The organism is Duganella sp. CF402, assembly GCF_900109645.1.
Taxonomy (GTDB): Bacteria; Pseudomonadota; Gammaproteobacteria; order Burkholderiales; family Burkholderiaceae_D; genus Rugamonas.
Genome location: NZ_FOBG01000001.1, coordinates 261038 through 280643, shown reverse-complemented (window position 1 = coordinate 280643; position 19606 = coordinate 261038). Strand labels below are relative to the sequence as shown.

General features: G+C 61.7%; 24 protein-coding genes and 2 tRNA genes. 12 read left to right on the top strand and 14 right to left on the bottom strand.

From position 1 onward, the window contains the following. Positions 1-25: 25 nt before the first annotated feature. A complete protein-coding gene (locus tag BMZ70_RS28245; RefSeq protein WP_165403545.1) occupies positions 26-175 on the top strand; it encodes a hypothetical protein in 150 nt (49 codons plus the stop codon). A 37-nt stretch (positions 176-212) separates the two neighbouring features. After that, the gene (locus tag BMZ70_RS01360; RefSeq protein WP_092268951.1) at positions 213-752 is read left to right on the top strand and encodes a UPF0149 family protein; all 540 of its coding nucleotides are present in this window, start codon (positions 213-215) and stop codon (positions 750-752) included. Here BMZ70_RS01360 and BMZ70_RS01355 read toward each other — a convergent pair whose 3' ends face one another. Further along, the gene (locus tag BMZ70_RS01355) at positions 753-1256 is read right to left on the bottom strand and encodes a DUF2059 domain-containing protein (RefSeq protein ID WP_092268949.1); all 504 of its coding nucleotides are present in this window, start codon (positions 1254-1256) and stop codon (positions 753-755) included. Positions 1257-1416: 160 nt separating this feature from the next. On the opposite strand from BMZ70_RS01355, the gene BMZ70_RS01350 reads away from it, so the two are divergent. Then, positions 1417-2289, top strand: a complete 873-nt coding sequence (locus BMZ70_RS01350; protein WP_229205244.1) for a transposase — start codon at positions 1417-1419, stop codon at positions 2287-2289. A gap of 53 nt (positions 2290-2342) precedes the next feature. Here BMZ70_RS01350 and BMZ70_RS01345 read toward each other — a convergent pair whose 3' ends face one another. The 5 genes from BMZ70_RS01345 to BMZ70_RS01325 all read right to left on the bottom strand — a co-directional run bounded on the left by BMZ70_RS01345 (position 2343) and on the right by BMZ70_RS01325 (position 5016). Further along, the gene (locus BMZ70_RS01345; protein WP_092268946.1) at positions 2343-3035 is read right to left on the bottom strand and encodes an SIMPL domain-containing protein; all 693 of its coding nucleotides are present in this window, start codon (positions 3033-3035) and stop codon (positions 2343-2345) included. Positions 3036-3140: 105 nt separating this feature from the next. After that, positions 3141-3230 (bottom strand) — tRNA-Ser (locus tag BMZ70_RS01340). A gap of 40 nt (positions 3231-3270) precedes the next feature. After that, positions 3271-3360 (bottom strand) — tRNA-Ser (locus BMZ70_RS01335). Positions 3361-3427: 67 nt separating this feature from the next. Beyond that, complete coding sequence (serS, locus tag BMZ70_RS01330; protein ID WP_092268944.1) at positions 3428-4717, bottom strand: serine--tRNA ligase; 1290 nt, start codon at positions 4715-4717, stop codon at positions 3428-3430. Between the two features lie 92 nt (positions 4718-4809). Then, positions 4810-5016: a hypothetical protein gene (locus BMZ70_RS01325; protein ID WP_092268942.1), complete on the bottom strand. Its 207-nt coding sequence runs from the start codon at positions 5014-5016 to the stop codon at positions 4810-4812. Between the two features lie 251 nt (positions 5017-5267). On the opposite strand from BMZ70_RS01325, the gene BMZ70_RS01320 reads away from it, so the two are divergent. Beyond that, positions 5268-5687 carry a hypothetical protein gene (locus BMZ70_RS01320; RefSeq protein ID WP_092268941.1) on the top strand — a complete coding sequence of 140 codons (420 nt, stop codon included), beginning with the start codon at positions 5268-5270 and terminating at the stop codon, positions 5685-5687. Positions 5688-5696: 9 nt separating this feature from the next. Here BMZ70_RS01320 and BMZ70_RS01315 read toward each other — a convergent pair whose 3' ends face one another. After that, on the bottom strand, positions 5697-6536 hold the full coding sequence (locus BMZ70_RS01315) for an alpha/beta fold hydrolase (protein WP_092268939.1): 840 nt from the start codon (positions 6534-6536) through the stop codon (positions 5697-5699). 129 nt (positions 6537-6665) lie between these two features. On the opposite strand from BMZ70_RS01315, the gene BMZ70_RS01310 reads away from it, so the two are divergent. The 5 genes from BMZ70_RS01310 to BMZ70_RS01290 all read left to right on the top strand — a co-directional run bounded on the left by BMZ70_RS01310 (position 6666) and on the right by BMZ70_RS01290 (position 9958). After that, complete coding sequence (locus tag BMZ70_RS01310) at positions 6666-7628, top strand: helix-turn-helix transcriptional regulator (protein WP_092268937.1); 963 nt, start codon at positions 6666-6668, stop codon at positions 7626-7628. A 72-nt stretch (positions 7629-7700) separates the two neighbouring features. Then, complete coding sequence (locus BMZ70_RS01305; protein ID WP_092268936.1) at positions 7701-8240, top strand: hypothetical protein; 540 nt, start codon at positions 7701-7703, stop codon at positions 8238-8240. Between the two features lie 8 nt (positions 8241-8248). Continuing rightward, positions 8249-9205 carry a helix-turn-helix transcriptional regulator gene (locus tag BMZ70_RS01300; RefSeq protein WP_165403546.1) on the top strand — a complete coding sequence of 319 codons (957 nt, stop codon included), beginning with the start codon at positions 8249-8251 and terminating at the stop codon, positions 9203-9205. Between the two features lie 41 nt (positions 9206-9246). Continuing rightward, the gene (locus tag BMZ70_RS01295; RefSeq protein ID WP_130300950.1) at positions 9247-9519 is read left to right on the top strand and encodes a hypothetical protein; all 273 of its coding nucleotides are present in this window, start codon (positions 9247-9249) and stop codon (positions 9517-9519) included. Between the two features lie 10 nt (positions 9520-9529). After that, a complete protein-coding gene (locus tag BMZ70_RS01290; protein ID WP_092268930.1) occupies positions 9530-9958 on the top strand; it encodes a hypothetical protein in 429 nt (142 codons plus the stop codon). Positions 9959-9965: 7 nt separating this feature from the next. On the opposite strand, the gene BMZ70_RS01285 is transcribed toward BMZ70_RS01290, so the two are convergent. From BMZ70_RS01285 to BMZ70_RS01275, 3 genes are read right to left on the bottom strand one after another with little or no spacing between them, the layout of a single operon-like run. Further along, positions 9966-11270, bottom strand: a complete 1305-nt coding sequence (locus BMZ70_RS01285; RefSeq protein WP_092268928.1) for a replication-associated recombination protein A — start codon at positions 11268-11270, stop codon at positions 9966-9968. A gap of 32 nt (positions 11271-11302) precedes the next feature. Beyond that, complete coding sequence (gene lolA / locus BMZ70_RS01280) at positions 11303-11935, bottom strand: outer membrane lipoprotein chaperone LolA (RefSeq protein WP_092268926.1); 633 nt, start codon at positions 11933-11935, stop codon at positions 11303-11305. A gap of 10 nt (positions 11936-11945) precedes the next feature. Further along, on the bottom strand, positions 11946-14348 hold the full coding sequence (locus tag BMZ70_RS01275; protein WP_229205243.1) for a DNA translocase FtsK: 2403 nt from the start codon (positions 14346-14348) through the stop codon (positions 11946-11948). Between the two features lie 212 nt (positions 14349-14560). Between BMZ70_RS01275 and trxB the strand changes: the two genes are divergently transcribed. The 3 genes from trxB to BMZ70_RS01260 all read left to right on the top strand — a co-directional run bounded on the left by trxB (position 14561) and on the right by BMZ70_RS01260 (position 16884). Then, positions 14561-15514 (top strand): thioredoxin-disulfide reductase, encoded by a 954-nt coding sequence (trxB, locus tag BMZ70_RS01270; protein WP_092268922.1) that lies wholly within the window; start codon positions 14561-14563, stop codon positions 15512-15514. A gap of 5 nt (positions 15515-15519) precedes the next feature. After that, entirely contained in the window at positions 15520-16182 is a 663-nt protein-coding gene (locus tag BMZ70_RS01265) for a Smr/MutS family protein (RefSeq protein WP_092268921.1), read from the top strand. Positions 16183-16248: 66 nt separating this feature from the next. Beyond that, positions 16249-16884, top strand: coding sequence for a trimeric intracellular cation channel family protein (locus BMZ70_RS01260; protein ID WP_092268919.1), 636 nt, complete (start codon positions 16249-16251; stop codon positions 16882-16884). Here the strand turns inward: BMZ70_RS01260 and BMZ70_RS01255 are convergent. Genes BMZ70_RS01255 through BMZ70_RS01240 form a run of 4 tightly spaced genes read right to left on the bottom strand, consistent with a single transcriptional unit; the run spans position 16881 to position 19601 of the window. Further along, positions 16881-17192, bottom strand: a complete 312-nt coding sequence (locus BMZ70_RS01255; RefSeq protein WP_229205242.1) for an ArsR/SmtB family transcription factor — start codon at positions 17190-17192, stop codon at positions 16881-16883. The genes BMZ70_RS01260 and BMZ70_RS01255 overlap by 4 nt on opposite strands. A 19-nt stretch (positions 17193-17211) precedes the next feature. Further along, positions 17212-17667, bottom strand: a complete 456-nt coding sequence (locus tag BMZ70_RS01250; protein WP_092268915.1) for an SRPBCC family protein — start codon at positions 17665-17667, stop codon at positions 17212-17214. 3 nt (positions 17668-17670) lie between these two features. Then, complete coding sequence (locus BMZ70_RS01245; protein WP_092268914.1) at positions 17671-18156, bottom strand: SRPBCC family protein; 486 nt, start codon at positions 18154-18156, stop codon at positions 17671-17673. A gap of 50 nt (positions 18157-18206) precedes the next feature. Beyond that, complete coding sequence (locus tag BMZ70_RS01240) at positions 18207-19601, bottom strand: sulfatase family protein (RefSeq protein WP_092268912.1); 1395 nt, start codon at positions 19599-19601, stop codon at positions 18207-18209. Between the last annotated feature and the right edge of the window lie 5 nt (positions 19602-19606).

Here is a 19606-nt window from a genome sequence, read left to right as displayed (position 1 = left end):
CAACAACAGCCCACAGGAGAACAGCATGCTGGTGCCTAAACCTCCGCGCTCGGTGTACGACCACCGGCCGGTTGCGGTACAAGTGGTGAAACAGGAAAAATCCGGCGCCGTCGACAAGCACGTGCTGATCGTCGAGCGGCCCAACAACAAACCGGCGCCGCCGCAGGCGAAGTAGGTACAATGGCGGCTTTTCCGACCGGACACCCGCCGCCATGAGCACCGCCCCACTGAACGACGACGAATACGATCAACTCGACGAACTGCTGGCCGCGATCAGCGCCGACAGCATGGACGTGGCGCGGCTGGAAGGCTTGCTGACCGCGCTGGTGGTGGGACCGGTGGAGGTGGCGCAGGAAGCGTGGCTGCCGCTGGTCTGGGGCAGCGGCGCGGGCAATGCCGAAACGACGGCGCTGGTGCTGCGCCATCACGGCTACATGCGGGTATGGATGGACAAAGACCCGGCCAGCTTCGAGCCGATCTACGAGTGCGGCGGCAACTGGACAGTCGAGGCGTGGTGTGCGGGCTTCCAGGCGGGCGTGCAGCTGGCGGGCGACGCGTGGGCGCCGCTGCGGGCGCAGCAGCCGGCCTTGCTGCTGCCGTTCCAGTCGCCGGTGCAGGCCGGCAAAGTGGCGCCATCGGTGGTGCAGATCAACGCCTTCTTCCACGCGCCGATGGCGAAAGCGGCCAAGGTCGGCCGCAACGATCCGTGCCCGTGCGGCAGCGGACAAAAATACAAAAAGTGCTGCGGCTGATTACTTGCCGTTGATGACCGCCTTCAGCAGCAAGAAGGTCTCGTGGTGGATGGCCTGCTCATTGGCCTGGAACTCCTTCCTGGCATTAAGGTAGGCCGGCTTCTTGAGGGCAGCGGTTTCTGCGGCGGTCGGTTTCGGCGCGCTCGGATTGAGCTGGGCGCCGCTGTTATAGGTATCGTGCAGCACCTTCTGGCCGTAACTGGACTGATAGAACTTGGTCATCTCAAGCGAGGTTTCCGTGCTGAGCAGCTTGGCGACCGGCAACGCGAGGCGGGAATAGACCAATTCCGGCTGCAGCTTAATCACCTTATCCATGACCTCCTTGCGTTGCGCGGGCGAGGCGTACTGGCTCATGCCGGCGGTCATACGCATCATCTTCTCGGCCTGCATGGCGGCGAGCAAATCGTGGGCGGCCTTGACCTGTGCGGCATCGGGATTTGGCGTCGCGGCATGCGCGGCGCCCGCGAACAAAACGGCAGCCAGGAAAGTGGCGATCAACTTCATGAGTCCTCCTCGTTAATTTTTCCGCATTCTAGCCCGAAAAACAATTCAGGGTCAGCTCTGTCATTTGGACACGCGCGCACGAGTTTTGAGATGGATCAATACGCGGCGCGAAATTCCTGCGCCTCCCCACTCATTGCGAGAGCGCAAATGGAGCGGACACATGTGGCCCTACACTCGCCATATGAACCGTCCACTACGCATCGAATACAGCGGAGCCCTCTACCATGTCACCGCCCGTGGCGACAGGCAGGACAGCATTTACCGTTCAGATAGCAACCGGCTGGTGTGGCTTTCGCTGCTGGGGCAGGCCTGCGCGCGCTTCAATTTCATCGTGCGCGCTTACTGCCAGATGACCAACCACTACCACTTGCTGCTGGAAACCCCGGACGGCGGACTGGCGCGCGGCATGCGCTATCTCAACGGTAACTACTCACAATATTTCAACCGCCAGCATGATCTGGTCGGGCATGTGTATCAGGGCAGATATACCGGCATCCTGTGCCAAAGCGATCGCTATATACAGGCGCTGGCGCGCTATATTGAGTTGAATCCAGTGCGGGCAGGAATCACATCTCATCCCGAGAAATGGCTGTGGAGCAGCTACCGCGCTACCATCGGCCTGGCGGATACTCCGGCGTGGCTGCAGCCTGATCTGGTACTGGCGCAGTTCGGCAGCAATCTCGCGGAAGCCAGGCAAGGCTACCAAGAGTTTGTGCGCGCGGGAATCCGCGAGCCAAGTCCGCTGCGGTCAGTAAGAAATCAGCTGCTGCTTGGCGATGAATCATTTTGCCAGCGCATTATTGGCTCCGATGTGCCGGGCGATCTGGCTGAAATCAAACGCGAGCAACGCAGCGCGATCGTGCACCCGCTGCACGAATACTTCAAACGCTACCGCAACCCGAAGGAAGCGATGGCGCGCGCTTACTTATCGCAAGGTTATTCGATGCCGGAAATCGCCCGCTTTGCGCGAGTTTCGGTCAAGACCGTCAGCCGCGCGCTAGAAAGCTTCCTCAGCGAGCCGCCGACGCCTTGAGGAAGATCAAAAGTGCGCACCGCGTGTCCAAATGACAGAGCTGACCCTGAATTTCATTTGATGCGGAAGATGACGTCAACGGTTTGCGACCAGCGCAGCGCTTCGATGGCGAGGTAGTCTTTGTCGGCCGGCGCCGCATCCACGGTGCGGTTGCTGCGGTAGTACAAGTCGCCCGGCATCAGCCCCACCGCATTGGTCAGGTTGCGCAGCTGCCCGGAGGAGATGGCGTTCACCGCCCCAACCTTTTTGCCGAAGCCCGCCGCCATCGCTTCAGCGCGGCGCTGCGCGTCTTTGACGGCGCTGGCGGTCAGCTCCTGCTCGACTTTCTCCCGGTCCTTGCGGCCAAAGGTGGTCGACAGGTGATCGACATTGGGCAGCGCCAGCAACGCCTGCATCAATGGACGCCATTTGCCCAGCTCGCGCACCACGATGTGGACCGAGCTGCGGACAGCGTAATCGGCTTCGGCAGTCCGCATCTCCTTGCGCGTGTCGCGCAGGCTTGCGCTCGACTCGCCTTCCACCATCAGCGCCTGCACTTGCGCGGCGCGCTCGGCCACCGCCGCCGCTGCCGCCGCCGGATCGGCGTTGTAGGCGGTGATGTCGAAATCGATCTCGCCCATGTCGGGCGCGATCATGGCAAAGCCCTCGCCCGTGGTGTGGATGAACGGATAGTCCGGCAGGTTGGATGCCTGCGCGGCAAACGGCAACAAGACAAGGGCTAAGGCAACAACGAGTGGCTTGAACATGGTCTGCTTCCGTAGTTGAAGAAAACGCATTATTCTTGATGTAGACAATTTTGTCTACATTGGGATATAAAAAAGCCTCCCGAAGGAGGCTTTTTTACTGAATATTGGCGGAGAGGGTGGGATTCGAACCCACGGTAGGGTCGCCCCTACGCTTGATTTCGAGTCAAGTACATTCGACCACTCTGCCACCTCTCCTGGTGACGCATTTACTACATTTTTCTCACATCCAAACAAATGGCGGAGAGGGTGGGATTCGAACCCACGGTAGGGTCGCCCCTACGCTTGATTTCGAGTCAAGTACATTCGACCACTCTGCCACCTCTCCGTTTTCCCACCTGCTGCTGCGAGAAGGCAAGATTATAGCAGGTGCAAAGGAAAATGGAAGGACAAATTTATACTTTCAACGAAGTTTGTCCGCCCATGTATGGACGCAGTACTTCCGGGATCTCCACCGAGCCATCGGCCTGCTGGTAATTTTCCAACACCGCGACCAGGGTGCGGCCCACGGCCAGGCCCGAGCCATTCAGGGTGTGCAGCAGTTCCGGCTTGCCCTGGGCGTTGCGGAAGCGTGCCTGCATGCGGCGCGCCTGGAACGCTTCGCAGTTCGACAGCGACGAGATTTCGCGGTAGGTGTTCTGCGCCGGCAGCCACACTTCCAGGTCGTAGGTCTTGGTGGCGCCGAAGCCCATGTCGCCGGTGCAGAGCGACATCACGCGGTACGGCAGGCCCAGGCGTTTCAAAATAGTCTCGGCGTGGCCGACCATTTCTTCCAGCGCAGCGTACGAATTATCCGGATGCACCACCTGCACCATCTCGACTTTGTCGAACTGGTGCTGGCGGATCATGCCGCGCGTGTCGCGGCCGTAGCTGCCCGCTTCCGAACGGAAGCATGGGGTGTGGGCGGTCATTTTCAGCGGCAGCACGTCGGCCGCCACGATCTCGTCGCGCACGATGTTGGTCAGCGACACTTCCGAGGTCGGGATCAGGTAGAAGTTCTCGCCCTCGCCTTCCGCGCCGCCTTTTTTCACCGAGAACAGGTCGGCTTCGAATTTCGGCAGCTGGCCGGTGCCGCGCAGCGAATCGGCGTTGACCATGTACGGGGTGTAGCACTCGGTGTAGCCGTGCTCGTCGGTGTGGGTGTTCAGCATGAACTGCGCCAGTGCGCGGTGCAGACGGGCGATGCCGCCTTTCATGACCGAGAAGCGCGAGCCGGTCAGCTTGGTCGCGGTGTCGAAGTCCAGGCCCAGCGGGGCGCCGACGTCGACGTGGTCCTTGATCTCGAAATCGAAGGTGCGCGGGGTGCCGACTTTGCGCACTTCCACATTGCCGGTTTCGTCCGTGCCCACCGGCACCGATTCGTGCGGCAGGTTCGGAATGGTTTGCAGGAAGTCGGCAAGCTTGCCCTGCAGGTCAGCCAGCTTCACTTCGTTGGCCTTGAGCTCGTCGCCCAGGCCGGCCACTTCCGCCATCAGGGCGGTGGTGTCTTCGCCCTTGCCCTTCATCATGCCGATCAGCTTGGACTGCGAGTTACGCTTGCCCTGCAGCTCTTCGGTGCGCAGCTGGAGCGCCTTGCGTTCCGACTCGAGAGCGTTGAACGCGTCCACATCGAGCTTGAACTTGCGGGCGGCCAGGCGCTCGGCGACGGTGGCGATGTCTTTACGGAGAAGTTGGATATCAATCATGGGAACAAGGTGCCGTTTGTATCGAAAACGTCAATTGTACCAAGTTGAAGCCACTTCCTTGCGAGTTTTGCGCAGCCCGCCGGCTGCCGCCATTACAGCGCGGCTTTTTCGGCGGCGGTCAGGCGCTTGGCGCTCACGGTCACGCTTGGCATGGCGGTGTCGGCTTTGGCGACGGCCACCACTTTGTCGGCCGGGATCGCAAAGTCGGCGCGGTCATCGGCAGCGGTAGCGAAGCTGGTGGCGCCGGCGATGATGGTGGCGGCAACGAAGATGACTTCCATGTGTTTAGCGATGTTCATGATGCTCTCCTTGGTGGTTGCTTCAGTAAGTGCTGCGGTATGGTTGTACTGTACCTAAAGGCGTTCTGGCTTGCGACGGGGATGCGATGAAGCGCCGGAATCGGCGCCTGAAATGCAAAAAGAAGGAGCCGGCGGCGCTGCGCAGGCCGCTGGAGCGCGCTGTAGGATTTCTCCTACGCAACTAATCGTGCGCCACAAACTCTTGGGAATTTGTACGATGGAGTCAACAGTACAGCCTCCAAGGAGAAGATATGAAGACCAATACCCTGAAAATTGCTGCGGCCAGCGCCGCATTGATGATGGCAACCGGCTGCTCGACCATGAGCGGGTCGTCGTGGCAAAACGATGAGCCGCCGCCGCCAGCCAATCCGAACTTCGCCGTCGAGATGAACAAGTTCAACGCCCAGTTCCCGAACGAGAAGGCGACCAAGTACGAAGACATTTCGCTCAACTACAACAACGCGAAAAAGCTGGATGAGCGCGGCAACTGCCACGATATCGCCAAGCACCCAGTCATCATCGTGCTGACGCTGGATGCGGCCGGCAAGGTCATGCGTACCACTACCGACGTCGAAGGCAAGAAAGCCGAGTGCTTCCGCCAGGCCTACGCCTCGGCGCAGCTGCCGCCGCCGCCGTTCGCCCCCTACCAGAAGCCGATCCGCCTGCGCTAAGCAACCGACTCAGGCTGCATCCTCTTCCTCGGAGCTTGCATCGTCGTTCTGCTGGGCAGGCTTTTCCAGCCACTTGATGACGATGTCGTTGAACCGCTCCGGGGCGCGCAGCATCGGCCAGTGGTCGGTTTCCAGCGCTGCCACCTTGCAGCCCGGCGTGGCGGCCAGGGTTTCGGTCCATTGCGGCGAGTGGAACATGAAGGGCTTGTTGGTGCCGTAGATGTACAGCATCGGCACTTTCGGCACGAACGGCACCAGCGAGTTGTACGAACCGGCCGCGCCGGCGGTGAGGATGTAGTAAGGGTAGTTCATGCCCGAGTAAATGTACTCGCGCGGCGACGGCGCGCCCAGCATGCGGGCCATTGCCTTGGTCATCATATTGCCGACCGGGCCGCCCATTGCCCAGCCCAGCGCCAGCGTGCTCTGGTAGCTGGCCACCATCATCTTCTGGCCGACCGAGCGCGAGCGGCCAGTGGCCTTCGATTGCGCATCGCCGATATCGACGCCGACAATGGCCGACACCAGCGCCTTGTTACGCATATAAAACTCGTAGCCGAACACACAACCCCAGTCGTGCAGCATCAGGATGACTTTCTGCTTCTGGCTGACACTGTTCACAATGTGCAGCAGGATGCGGATCATGGCGTTGAGCGTGTAGGAGCGGCGCGGTTTCTCGATATCGAAGCCCGGCAGCGTGAAACGCACGCAGCGGTAGCGGCTTTTCAGCTCAGCCACCTGCGCATCCCACACGCGATAGGTATCGGGCCAGCCGTGGATCATCACGATGGTTTCCGTACCCTCGCCCTCTATGTAAATATCGACCCCATCCACCACCAACTGCTTACTCATCCCTGCTCCCAATGCATTTTCTTCGCCATCCGCCATGATGCCATTAATAGCAACGATTTTCGAGATACCCTCTGGACAAAAGAAATTGTAATACGTAGTATCAAGTACCAAAATAACAATTATCCCCACGTGGAAACACATAATCATCTGATCCTGGACCTGTATGGGGCGGCCCAGGAATGTACTCCCACCGAATTCAGCGAGTACGCCCTGCTGCAATTAAAGCGCGCGGTGGCCTTCGATTCGGCCGTGGTTTTGAATATCGACACCCAGACGGATGGCGAGATGGCGGTGCGCAGCATGCATTTGTCCAACCAGCCGCCCGACCAGTTGCTGGCGTGGGATCAGCTGGACACGCCAGACTACGTGCTGAATGAGGCCTTGCAGCGGCGCGGCGTCGCGCTGGCCCGCAGCAGCCGCGATACCTTCGGCCGCCATGCCGATTTCATGGATTATTGCGACCGCTACGACATCGCCCACACCCTGATCCTGATCCCGCCCGAGACCACACCCAATAACCATGACCTGATCTCGCTGTGGCGCGCCCATCCCGACCGGCATTTTTCCACCGACGACAGCCTGGCCAGCAGCCTAATGCTGCCGCATTTCTTCCAGTCCGGCCAGATCAACCGCCGCCTGTTTGCCAACCAGGAGGCGCACCCGGCGCTGCGGGTTTCGCTGCTGGCCAACCTGGCCGGCTGCCTGCATTTCGCTCCGCGCGACGCGATCGCGCTGCTGCAAAGCGAATGGCGCGAGTGGGCGCCGCCGTTCCTGCCGACAGCGCTGATACACGGACTCAGCGCCGACCCGTCGCGCCGCTACAGCGGCCGCCACATCGTGGTCAAGGCCGATGTTCTGGGCCAGACGCTGCACTTGCAGATCGCGCCGCAACCGGCCACCGCCCGCCTCACCGGCGCCGAATGGAATGTGGCCAAGCTGGCGGCCGATGGTATGAGCTACAAGGAAATCGCCCGCGAACTGGGTAATTCGCCGGCTACGGTGCGCAATCAGCTGCACAGCGTCTATGCCAAGCTCGGCGTGGAAAACAAGACCCAGCTGTCAGCCGCCTTGCTGATGATTGTTGCACCATAGAACATCTGTTCCATAGGCACGCTGCGACGGCTTTTCTAAAATTTCACTTAAGGAAACATAGTGGAGTGAATAATGAAAAGCACCATCAAAAACACCTACCAGCGCCGCGTCGCGGCGGACGGCACGATCACGCTGGCATATCGCACACACGTCTTTAACGCCCATCACGCGGGGTTGATTGGCCTTCTCGTATTTGCGGTCATCGGGCTATTCTGCGCCATGACCTCGCTCAGCGTGCTCATCCTGAGCCCAGTAGTCTCCAAACAAAGTACAGCCGGAGCCATTTTCAGCCTGATTTTCGGCCTCACCTCCACTGCCTTGATAACACGCCACCTGCTGGCCCGTACCTACACGCTGGTGCTGACGCCGGAGGGCATGATCTTTCCACGCTTCGCCTACGGCCCGATGACCAGTCAACTGCCGTATGCCGACATTGCCAACCTGGGCTTCAAAAAGAAAACCGCCAACCACAACGGTCAATATTTTGAAACCTGCCATGTCTACGCCTACGCCGGCGGCACCGAGGTCAAGCTCACGCGCGATATTCCGCAGTCGCTGGCGGACGCCATCCTGCAGGAAATCAACCAGCAACTGGCCAGGCTCGCGGCCTGAGAATGCAGATGGAAGGCTATACGCGCGCCATCCTGGAACTGTACGGCAGCGCGCAGGAATGCACCCCCGGCGAGTTCAGCGAACACACCATGCACCTGATGCAGCGTGTGCTGCCATTCGATTCCGGCGCCTCCGTGCAAGCCGAGTTTGCCGACGGCGGCCAGATGGTGGTGCGCTCCATGCTGGCCTTCAACCAGCCGCTGGACAAGCTGCGCGACCGCTCCGGGTTGACCGAACCAGATCCTATCCTGGTCAAGGCATTCAACCAGCGCGGCCGCAGCATCTGCGTTGCTGTGGATGGCATGGACCAGCACAAGCACCACGAGGTCATTACCTACGCCCGCAAATATGAAGTCGAGCAGAGCCTGGTCTACATTCCCGCCGCCGCACCGGCACAGGAGCCAGGCTTGATCGTGTTCTGGCGCGCCGACACGCGACGCCCCTACACCCAGGCTGACCTGGCGCTGGCCGACATGATCATGCCGCACATCTTCCAGGCACGCCGCATCAACAACCGACTGGCCAGCAGCGCGCAGCGCCAGCACCAAGCCCTGCTGTTGATCAGCGACCTGCAAGGTTGCCTGCAGTTTTCCGACGACGGTGCCAACCGCATGCTGCAAACCGAGTGGCCACAATGGACGCCGCCCGAACTGCCGCCAGCCTTCTTCCGCAGCCTGCGCGACAGCAGTAACGGACATTACACCGGGCGCACACTGGCCGCCAGCATCAGCGTGCACGGCCGGCACGTACACATTCTGCTGGAGCGCCGTTCACCGTCCGCGCAACTGACGCCGGCGGAGCTGTCAATCGCCCGGCTGGCCGTCACCGGCGCCACGTACAAGCAAATCGCTGCCGAACTGCACCTGTCGCCGGCAACCGTACGCAACCAATTACACCGCATTTACACCAAGCTCGGCATTAGCAACAAGACCGCCCTGGCTGGCCGATTAAATCAGCCGGCGTAACACACACATCACGTATCGCAACCCACCCCAAGGATCACGCAATGAAAAAACTACTCGCAACCTCACTTATCGCCTTGCTGCTGACCGCCTGCGGCAGCAAGGTTAGCGGAAAATACGGCAACGACATGGTGCGCTACGACTTTCACTCCGATGGCACGGTCGACCAGCTTGCAATGGGCATGCAAGTACGCATGAAGTACAAGCTGGAAGACAAGAACGTCATCCTGGAAACGCCGCAAGGCAGCATGATTTACGTGCTGCAGGACGACGGCAGCCTGCAGACGCCGATGGGCAAGCTGACCAAACAACAATAAGGAGCCACACATGCAAACCACCCGCACCGCTAGCGCCATCCTGCTCGCGCTCTCGCTGAGCGCCTGCGCCACCGGCGGCCAGTTCGACCAGTACCGCGCCAAAATCCTGAACAACTTCCAGGACACGGAACTCAAGATCTCTCCGGAGCTCACCAAACAGGCCAAGATCGAGAACGCCAGGATCTACAGCGCCGGCATGACCATCAATGTCGGGCTGGATATAATCTATCCCAAGACCTGCAGCATGTTGACGGTGGTGGGCGGCTTCTACACCAAGGATGGTACCAAGGTCAGCTCGCTGAACGGCAGTGTGTTCACCTACAACGCCAGGGAAAAAGCCCACCTTGTCATCAACCCGACCAACACGGCACCCCTGTTGAACATGCAGGAAGCCATCGCCGTGGCGACGCTGGACCGGGCGGAGTGCGCCGGCAGTTAATCGCGGCTCAGTGCTTGCCGGCGTCCTCGTCCAGTTGGCGCAGGAAGGCCATCTTGTCGGCGATTTTGCTTTCGAGGCCGCGTGGCACCGGCTGATACCAGCCCGGCTCGCGCATGTCGTCCGGGAAGTAGGTTTCGCCGGCGGCGTAGGCGTGCGGCTCGTCGTGGGCGTAGCGGTATTCGTGGCCGTAGCCGAGCTCCTTCATCAGCTTGGTCGGCGCGTTGCGCAGGTGGACCGGCACTTCGCGGGATTTGTCCTTGCGGACGAAGGCCATCGCTTCGTTGAAGGCGTTGTAGCCGGCGTTGCTCTTGGCGGCGATGGCCAGGTAGATCACCGCCTGCCCCAGCGCCAACTCGCCTTCCGGCGAGCCGAGGCGCTCGAAGGTGGTGGCAGCGTCGTTGGCGATCTGCATGGCGCGCGGGTCGGCCAGGCCGATGTCCTCCCACGCCATGCGCACGATGCGGCGCGACAAGTAGCGCGCATCGGCGCCGCCGTCCAGCATGCGGCACAGCCAGTACAAAGCCGCGTCCGGATTCGAGCCGCGCACCGATTTGTGCAGGGCCGAGATCTGGTCGTAGAAGTTGTCGCCGCCCTTGTCGAAGCGGCGCGCGTTCAGGGTCAGCGCGTTCTGGATGAACTCGGTGGTGACCTTGTTGGTCTTGGCCGCGTTGGCGGCGGTCTGCGTCACTTCCAGCAGGTTGAGCAGGCGGCGGCCGTCGCCGTCGGCGTAGCCGATCAGGGTGTCGATGGCGGCTTCTTCGAATTCCAGCTGGGTCAGCACCTTGTCGCGGGCGCGGTCGACCATCTGGCGCAGCTCGCTCTCATCGAACGACTTCAGCACGTAGACTTGCGCGCGCGACAGCAGCGCCGAGTTGACCTCGAACGAAGGGTTCTCGGTGGTGGCGCCAATCAGCGTCACCAGGCCGGATTCGGCATACGGCAACAGCGCATCCTGCTGCGATTTGTTGAAACGGTGGATCTCGTCGACGAACAAGATGGTGTGCTTGCCCATGTCGAGGTTGTGCTGGGCCTGCTCCATCGCGGCGCGGATGTCCTTCACGCCCGAGAACACGGCCGACAAGGCGATGAACTCGCAGTCGTAGGCCTTGGCGGTCAGGCGCGCCAGCGTGGTCTTGCCCGTACCCGGCGGGCCCCACAAAATCATGGAATGCGGCTGGCCCGACTCGAACGCCAGGCGCAGCGGCTTGCCCGGCCCCAGCAAGTGGCGCTGGCCGATCACTTCATCCAGCGTCTTCGGGCGCAGGGCTTCCGCCAGCGGCTGGCGCGGTTCGGTGGAAAATAAATCTGCCATAACTTGGAATGACGAGCGGAGAACTCAGAGCATCAATTATTGAATACGTCCGCGCCCTTCGGCATGACAAATTTAAAACTCGCCGCATTCAGCGCCGGATTTTTTTCGATGCCCTTGAACGACAGCACCGACGACTGGCCAAAGCTGTCCTTCAGCTCCATCGACACCAGAGTGCCGTCTTTCAGGCCAATGATGATTTCCTCAAACGAGGTGTCCTTGTTCTTCGGCACCGCGCGCAGCAGTTCAGCACCATCCTTGGCGCCGACTTCGCTCAGTGTGAAGTTCTTTTCCAGATCATTGCTGCCAAACAGGATGGCGGCCGGCGACGAACCCAGCGCATCGCCCAGCTTCTTGACGGTAACCTGGTTCAGGTCCTTGTCGAAGATGTAGAGCTTGTCGCCATCGGCCTGCAGCACCTGCTCGTACGGCTTGGTGTAGGTCCAGATGAATTTGCCGGGACGGGCAAACACAAAGGTGCCGGTGGACGGCGCCGACACCTTCGGCTTCTCGCCGTTGGTGTTCTTCACCTGGCGCTGGGTGAATTCGCCCTTGGCCGCCTTGGTGGTCGAGACGAAGCTCTTGAACTGCTCCAATGCGCTGGCATGGGCTGCGCCCGCCAGTAACAGGCCAGCCGTCAATGCGGCCAGCGACTTAAAACGATTCATAACATTCCTTTTATTCTGCGCTGGCAGCCGGGACCAGAATGTCGCGGTTGCCGTTCGATTGCATGGCGGAGACCACGCCGCTATTTTCCATTTGTTCCAGCAGGCGTGCCGCGCGGTTGTAGCCGATGCGCAGATGGCGCTGCACCAGCGAGATCGAGGCACGGCGGTTTTTCAGCACCACCTGCACCGCCTGATCGTACATCGGGTCGGCCTCGCCGCCGCCTTCGCCTGCAGGCGCACCATCAGCACCGCCGCCCTCGCCTTCGAGCGTGCCGCCTTCGAGGATGCCGTCGATGTAGTCCGGTTCGCCGGTCGATTTCAGGTGCTTCACCACGCGGTGCACCTCGTCGTCCGACACGAATGCACCGTGCACGCGCACTGGCAGGCCGGTGCCCGGCGGCATGTACAGCATGTCACCCATGCCAAGCAGGGTTTCCGCGCCCATCTGGTCCAGAATGGTACGCGAGTCAATTTTCGACGACACCTGGAACGCGATACGGGTCGGGATGTTGGCCTTGATCAGGCCGGTAATCACGTCCACCGATGGACGCTGGGTTGCCAGAATCAAGTGCAGGCCAGCCGCACGGGCTTTCTGCGCGATACGGGCGATCAGCTCTTCCACCTTCTTGCCGACCACCATCATCAGGTCGGCCAGCTCGTCGATGATGATGACGATGGTTGGCAGCTTTTCCAGCGGCTCCGGCGAATCCGGCGTCAGGCTGAACGGATTCGGTATGTGCTCCTCGCGCTTCTTGGCTTCGGCAATCTTGGCGTTGTAGCCGGCCAGGTTACGCACGCCCAGCTTGGACATCAGCTTGTAGCGGCGCTCCATCTCGTTGACCGCCCAGTTCAGCGCGTGGCCGGCCTGGCGCATGTCGGTCACCACCGGCGCCAGCAGGTGCGGGATGCCTTCGTACACCGACATCTCCAGCATCTTCGGATCGATCAGGATCATGCGCACATCTTTAGGATCGGACTTGTACAGCAGCGACAGGATGGTGGCGTTGATACCCACCGATTTACCGGAGCCGGTGGTACCCGCCACCAGCAAGTGCGGCATCTTGGCCAGATCGGCCACCACCGGCTTGCCGGCGATGTCCTTGCCCAGCGCCACGGTCAGCGGCGAGGCGTTGTCGTTGTAGACCTTGGAGCCGACAATCTCGCTCAGGCGCACGATCTGGCGCTTCTGATTCGGCAGTTCCAGCGCCATGTAGTTCTTGCCGGGGATGGTTTCAACCACGCGGATCGAGGTCAGCGACAGCGAACGCGCCAGGTCGCGCGCCAGGTTGACGATCTGGCTGCCCTTGACGCCAGTCGCCGGCTCGATCTCGTAGCGCGTCACCACCGGGCCCGGATAGGCCGCCACCACCTTGGCTTCGACACCAAAGTCGGACAGCTTCTTCTCGATCAGGCGGCTGGTGAATTCCAGCGTTTCGATGGACACGGTTTCCAGCACCTCGGCCGCTTCATCCAGCAGCGACAGCGCCGGCAGCGCCTCGTCGCCGCTGGCACGCGGCAGGTCGGTGAACAGGCTGGCCTGGCGTTCCTTCTCGACGCGCTCGGACTTGACCACCGTCGTCACCTGCGGCTCGACCTTGATCACCGGCGCGGCCACCGGATGCTTCTCGACGTGCTTGGCGCGCTCGTGCACGACCACTTCCTCGCGCTTGACGGCCGCCACTTCACCCTGGCGGCGGTCTTCCCGATACTGGTAGCGCTGCACGAACCAGTCGATCGCATTCTCGATGCCGCCGCCGATGCGCTCGGCCACCGCCATCCACGACACATGGAAGAACAGGCTGAAGCCCAGCCCGAACAGCAGCAACAGCAGCAAAGTAGCGCCGGTGAAGCCGAACGCCACATGGGTCGAATGGCCGATCAGCTCGCCCAGCACGCCGCCCGAGCTGCGTGGCAGCTGGACATGACTGGTCAGGGTGCGCAGGCGCAGGAATTCCAGCCCGACGCTGCCAATAAACAGCAGCACAAAGCCAATACCGCGGATCAGGCCTTCCTGCGCGTGCTCAGGCTCCGGCTCGGTCGACAGCACATATTTATGCGTGAGGCGGCGATAGCCCTTCCACACCACGCGCAACAGGCAAAACGCCCACCACCAGGCGGAAATGCCGAAAATGTACAGCAGCAGGTCCGACAGCCAGGCCCCCGCGCGGCCGCCCAAGTTGTGGACCGACGGCACCAGCGTGCCGTGCGACCAGCCCGGATCCATCTTGTCGTAGCTGGCCAGGATCAGCACGAAATACAGGCCAAGCACGGCCAGCGCCAGCCACCGCGCCTCCGACAGCAGCCGCACCAGCCGGTTCGGCAGGGGCTGGCGCTCGGTCGGGGTGCGGGTGTAGCCGGACGAGGCGGATGCAGCGGCTTTCGGCACGCGTTCCTGAACTTTTTTACTACTCATAGGTATTAAGGTGTTGCAATGTTGGCGGTCAGGAAATATTCCCGGTACGGTATTCTAAGGCATAAGGGCGACATCCGGCCCGACGATTCGTCCTGATTCCCTGCTTGCACTATAATCTTGTATTGCTTGCGTGATTGCAATAGCGGCATACCTTGTCGCCCTTGCTTGCGCCCCCACATTCGGATTAATCCAACATTACACAGAAATCTGCCATGACGACTCCTAAACACGCCCGCGTATTGATCCTCGGCTCCGGTCCTGCCGGCTACAGCGCCGCCATCTACGCCGCCCGCGCCAACCTGAAGCCGATGCTGGTGACCGGCGTCGAGCAAGGCGGTCAGCTGATGACCACCACCGACGTGGAAAACTGGCCAGCCGACCCGATGGGCGTGCAAGGCCCGGACCTGATGCAGCGTTTCCTGCAGCACGCCGAGCGTTTCAACACCGAGATCGTGTTTGACCACATCCATACCGTCAAACTGCAAGAAAAACCGATCCGCCTGATCGGCGACAGCCACGAATACACCTGCGACACCCTGATCATCGCCACCGGCGCCTCGGCACAGTACCTGGGCCTGCCGTCGGAACAGGCGTTCATGGGCAAAGGCGTGTCGGCTTGCGCCACTTGCGACGGCTTCTTCTACCGTGGCCAGCAAGTGGCCGTGGTCGGCGGCGGCAACACCGCTGTCGAGGAAGCGCTGTACCTGTCGAACATCGCCACCAAGGTCACCCTGATCCACCGCCGCGACAAGTTCCGCGCCGAAGCCATCCTGATCGACCGCCTGAACGCCAAGGTCGCCGAAGGCAAAATCGAGATCAAATACAACCACACCCTGCACGAAGTGGTGGGCGACGACGGCGGCGTGACCGGCATCAAGATCCAGTCGACCGAAACCGGCGCCATCACCGACGTGAGCGTGCACGGCCTGTTCGTGGCGATCGGCCACAAGCCGAACACCGGCATCTTCGAAGGCCAGCTGGAAATGCACAACGGCTACATCAAGACCAAAACCGGCACCGAAGGCATGGCCACCGCCACCAGCGTACCGGGCGTGTTTGCCGCAGGCGACGTGCAAGACCACATCTACCGTCAGGCGATCACCAGCGCCGGCACCGGCTGCATGGCCGCACTGGATGCGCAGCGCTACCTGGAAGGTCAGGAGTAATTGCAATGAAAGACTTCGCAGACCTGAAAGCCCTGGGCAAGCAGCTTCGGGAACAGGCTGAGACGCGCGCCGTCGCCGAGAAGGAGCGCGCGCAACAGGTGAAGAAGCAGGTGGTGGAAGCCAACATCTTCCAGACCGCGCTGGGCGGCGTGAAGCGCATGCCGGCGTCGGACCGCTACGTGCCGCCGAGCGTGCCGAAGCCGGTCGCGCTGGAGACTGCGCCCAAGCGCAAGCTGACGCAGGCCGAGGACGATGCGGCCGTGCTGCGCGAATCGCTGTCCGACCTGTTTGAAGTCGACCATTATCTGGAAGACGATCCGGCGCTGAATTATTCCGCGCCGGGCGTCGGTCCGGATGTGATGAAGAAAATGCGCAAGGGCCACTGGCCGGTGCAGGACGAACTGGACCTGCACGGCATGAACCGCGACCAGGCGCGCGATGCGCTGGGCGACTTCCTGACCAAATCGCAACTGCGCAACCACCGCTGCGTGTGCGTGATCCACGGCCGAGGCTTCGGCTCGCGCGGCCAAGAGCCGGTGCTGAAGTCGATGGTGCACAGCTGGCTGGTGCAAAAAGGCGTGGTGGCGTTCTGCCAGGCCCGCAACAACGAAGGCGGCGAAGGCGCGCTGATCGTGCTGCTGCGCGCCGCCCTGCAACCGTCGCGTTAATCCCCCTACCCGCCGGGCGGCGGTCATGTTAACCTATGGACATTGCCACCTTGTCCATACAACTACATGAAGAGCGTTCCGATTCCGCATGTCTCCCTGATCACCGTCATTGAAGTGGTCGCGATACTGGTCGGTGCGCTATCGGGCTTCGTGGAAGCGCGCCGCAAGCGCATGGACATCGTCGGCGTCTTCACCGTCGCCTTCATCGCCGCATTCGGCGGCGGCACGCTGCGCGACATCCTGCTCGACAAGCGGCCGCTGTTCTGGGTGGCGCACCAGGAATATGCCATCCTGATTTTCGTGCTGGCCTTGTTGGCCACGCCGCTGATGCGCACCGTCAAACAAATCATTTCCGAACGTGTGATTGTGGTTGCGGACGCCATCGGCCTCGGCCTGTTCGCCGTGGCTGGCGTTGCGCAGGCGCAGGCGGCGCATATGCCGGTATTCATCGCCTCCATGATGGGTGTCATCACCGGTATTTTTGGCGGCGTGCTGCGCGACATCGTCTGCAACGAAGTGCCGATGGTCTTCCGCGACGGCAAACCCTACGCCATCTGCGCCTTCTTCGGCGCCTGGCTCTACATCGGCCTGCAATACACCGACGTCTCCGACGACTTCGCACTGTGGACCAGCGCCGCCTTCATCACCATCCTGCGGCTGGTGACCTGGAAATTCGAACTTCACCTCCGTAGCCACCACTAATCCGGCGCGTTCTCCACCAAGGCTTTGAGCCTGCCCAGACGGCGCTCCCACTCCTGGCCGATGCGCGCCAGCGCTTGCTGGGCTTCGGCGATGGCGTCGGGTTCCAGTTGCCACAGGCGCTCACGGCCTTGCTTGATGTCGCCGACGACGCCGGCCTCGGCCAGCACTTGCAAGTGCTTGGTGACGGCCTGGCGGCTGATGTCGGTGCCGGCCGTCAGCTGGGCGATGGAGAAGGCGCCGCCGGCGCATAGTACGGCCACCAGCTTGAGCCGCGTGGGGTCGCCCAGCGCGGCAAAGATGGCGGCCATTTTTTCTGAAACCAGTGCTTTATTGGGTGACATAGCGGCCGATGTTTTGCAGTTGGCCTTCCCAGCCTTTGCTGTTCATGTGGAAGGCGTCGGCGCGGCGGTGGGCCGGCACTTTGTCGAAGCCGGATTCGACCACGGTCAGCAAGGTGCCGCCGTCACCGCTGGGCTGCAGGGTGAAGGTGACCAGCGTGCATTCCTCGCCCGAGTAGTCCACTCCCGGCTCGATAGCATACGGATGCCAGCGGTAGGACAACAGCGACGGCGGCTCCACCCGCTCGATCCACGCGTTGAAGATGACGTGCTCAAAGCCGGCGATTGTGATCGGCCCCTTCGTATGCTGGCCCGGCGCAAACGGCCCGCCGTCCAGCTTGACACCGAACCACGCGCCGAATTCCTGCGGACTGGACAGCGCGCGCCAGACACGCTCGGCCGAAGCCTTGATGACGATACTGCGTTCAATTTGATCCGTGCTCATGCTTCATGCCTCCGCTGTGGCGAGTTGATAGGGTGTGCCGCGCCCCGTTGCCGCGTATTGTCGCAGGCTTTCCAGATAATGGCGCCAGCCATCATCGCACATGGCGTAGCAGGACAGCGTGGGCGTCAGGCCGAGGTGTTCGAAATCGAGGCGCGTGCCCTCGCCTTCGCCACGCAGGCGGAAGGATGGCTGGGTACCGATCCACTCGTCGGTGCAGCGGGCCCCGCCCGGTGTGGACGAGCACAGCCAACGCACCTCGCGGCCCGGCTGGGCAGACTCGACATGCAGGTCTTTATGAATGTCGCCGAAGCGCATGTGGATGGTGTCGCCGTCGATATCGCTGTCTTCGCTCCACCAGCCACGCAAGCCTTCAAGCGTGGTGAGCGCGGCATACACGGTGGCGGGACTGGCTTCAATCAGGATGGAATGCTGGAAATGCTGCATGATGATCTCCTCGCGGTTAATGCAACCAAATGGTTGCAAGATCATCTTAGGCGTAAAAACGAAAAAGAGCAACCAAATGATTGCTCTTTCGTGATTTAGTCGACGCCGTAGCGGTCGGCCTGGACTTTGCCGCTGACGCCGTGGGTGCGGACATCAGCGGTGATCGGCAGCATGTCCTTGTCCCACGCTTCCCACTGCGCCTTCAGCTTCTCAAACACTTCAGGATGGCGCTTGGCGAGGTTGGCGCGTTCGCGCGCGTCCTTCACCACGTCGAACAGGAATTCATTCTTGCCGATCTTCAGGTATTTCCAGTTACCGGAACGGATGGCGCGCTGAGCGTTGGCCTTGTAGCGCCACAGCAGCGTGCGCTCGTTGTTGGGCGCTTGTCCGGTCAGGACCGGCAGCAGGTTCTGGCCATCGGTCGGGTATTGCGGATCAGGCGCGCCGCCGGCCGCAGCCAGCAAGGTCGGCAGCCAGTCCATCGAGATCGCCACCTGCTCACTCACCTGCCCCGCCTTCACCTTGGCCGGCCAGCGCACGATGGCCGGCACGCGGATGCCGCCTTCCAGCAGCTCGGTCTTCTGGCCGGTCAGCGGCCAGGTTTTCGAGAAGCGCTCGCCGCCGTTGTCGCTGGTGAAGATGACGATGGTGTTCTCCGCCAAGCCTTTTTTCTCCAGCGCCGCCAGCACGCGGCCGATCGAAGCGTCCAGCGATTCGACCATGCGGCCGTAGGTCGCCAGGTCGCCGCCGTCGTAGTGGAAGATGTTGTCGATGTCGCGCGAGATGGCTTCGTCGCCCGGACCTTCCCACGGCCAGTGCGGCGCGGTGTAGTGCAGCGACAGCAGGAACGGTTTGCCGGCTTGCTGCTTGTTGACGAAATCGACCGCGCGCGCGCCCAGCAGGTCGGTGTAGTAGCCGATCTGCTGCACCGGCACTTCGCCTTCGTACAAGTCTTCCTTCACATTGGGGCCGACGCCCGGCTTGTGGGTGAAGTAATCGATGGCGCCGCCGTAGTTGCCGAAGAAGCTGTCATAGCCGCTCTTCAACGGGCCGAAGGTCGGCAGGTAGCCCAGGTGCCACTTGCCGATCAGCGCGGTGCCGTAGCCCTGCTGCTTGAGCAGCGACGGCAGCGTCGGATGCGACGGCGGCAGGCCGATGGTGTCCGATGCGCCGGCAATCGGCTCTTCCAGCCCGCCGCGCAGGCGGTACTGGTAGCGGCCGGTAATCAGCGCGAAACGCGTGGCTGAGCACACCGCCGAATTCGCGTAGGCCTGGTTGAAGCGGATGCCCTGCTTGGCCAGCTTGTCGAGGTGCGGCGTTTTGTAATCGGTCTGGCCATACACGCCGAGGTCGGCGTGGCCCATGTCGTCGGCCAGGATGAAGATGATGTTCGGCTGCTGCTTGCCGGCCGCTAGCGCCGACGGCAAATAGTTGGCCAGCGCCAGCGCGGGTAGCGACTGAAGAATGCGGCGGCGATTGGTATTGGTCATGCTAT

Coding starts and splice junctions, on each gene's coding strand:
- BMZ70_RS01240 (WP_092268912.1), bottom strand. CDS start 19,601: ATGACCAATACCAATCGCCGCCGCATTCTTCAGTCGCTACCCGCGCTG.
- BMZ70_RS01265 (WP_092268921.1), top strand. CDS start 15,520: ATGAAAGACTTCGCAGACCTGAAAGCCCTGGGCAAGCAGCTTCGGGAA.
- BMZ70_RS01305 (WP_092268936.1), top strand. CDS start 7,701: ATGAAAAGCACCATCAAAAACACCTACCAGCGCCGCGTCGCGGCGGAC.
- BMZ70_RS01360 (WP_092268951.1), top strand. CDS start 213: ATGAGCACCGCCCCACTGAACGACGACGAATACGATCAACTCGACGAA.
- BMZ70_RS01325 (WP_092268942.1), bottom strand. CDS start 5,016: ATGAACATCGCTAAACACATGGAAGTCATCTTCGTTGCCGCCACCATC.
- BMZ70_RS01320 (WP_092268941.1), top strand. CDS start 5,268: ATGAAGACCAATACCCTGAAAATTGCTGCGGCCAGCGCCGCATTGATG.
- BMZ70_RS01350 (WP_229205244.1), top strand. CDS start 1,417: ATGTGGCCCTACACTCGCCATATGAACCGTCCACTACGCATCGAATAC.
- BMZ70_RS28245 (WP_165403545.1), top strand. CDS start 26: ATGCTGGTGCCTAAACCTCCGCGCTCGGTGTACGACCACCGGCCGGTT.
- trxB (WP_092268922.1), top strand. CDS start 14,561: ATGACGACTCCTAAACACGCCCGCGTATTGATCCTCGGCTCCGGTCCT.
- BMZ70_RS01245 (WP_092268914.1), bottom strand. CDS start 18,156: ATGATCTTGCAACCATTTGGTTGCATTAACCGCGAGGAGATCATCATG.
- BMZ70_RS01345 (WP_092268946.1), bottom strand. CDS start 3,035: ATGTTCAAGCCACTCGTTGTTGCCTTAGCCCTTGTCTTGTTGCCGTTT.
- BMZ70_RS01285 (WP_092268928.1), bottom strand. CDS start 11,270: ATGGCAGATTTATTTTCCACCGAACCGCGCCAGCCGCTGGCGGAAGCC.
- BMZ70_RS01315 (WP_092268939.1), bottom strand. CDS start 6,536: ATGAGTAAGCAGTTGGTGGTGGATGGGGTCGATATTTACATAGAGGGC.
- BMZ70_RS01250 (WP_092268915.1), bottom strand. CDS start 17,667: ATGAGCACGGATCAAATTGAACGCAGTATCGTCATCAAGGCTTCGGCC.
- BMZ70_RS01300 (WP_165403546.1), top strand. CDS start 8,249: ATGGAAGGCTATACGCGCGCCATCCTGGAACTGTACGGCAGCGCGCAG.
- BMZ70_RS01295 (WP_130300950.1), top strand. CDS start 9,247: ATGAAAAAACTACTCGCAACCTCACTTATCGCCTTGCTGCTGACCGCC.
- lolA (WP_092268926.1), bottom strand. CDS start 11,935: ATGAATCGTTTTAAGTCGCTGGCCGCATTGACGGCTGGCCTGTTACTG.
- BMZ70_RS01290 (WP_092268930.1), top strand. CDS start 9,530: ATGCAAACCACCCGCACCGCTAGCGCCATCCTGCTCGCGCTCTCGCTG.
- BMZ70_RS01260 (WP_092268919.1), top strand. CDS start 16,249: ATGAAGAGCGTTCCGATTCCGCATGTCTCCCTGATCACCGTCATTGAA.
- BMZ70_RS01275 (WP_229205243.1), bottom strand. CDS start 14,348: ATGAGTAGTAAAAAAGTTCAGGAACGCGTGCCGAAAGCCGCTGCATCC.
- BMZ70_RS01355 (WP_092268949.1), bottom strand. CDS start 1,256: ATGAAGTTGATCGCCACTTTCCTGGCTGCCGTTTTGTTCGCGGGCGCC.
- serS (WP_092268944.1), bottom strand. CDS start 4,717: ATGATTGATATCCAACTTCTCCGTAAAGACATCGCCACCGTCGCCGAG.
- BMZ70_RS01255 (WP_229205242.1), bottom strand. CDS start 17,192: ATGGCCGCCATCTTTGCCGCGCTGGGCGACCCCACGCGGCTCAAGCTG.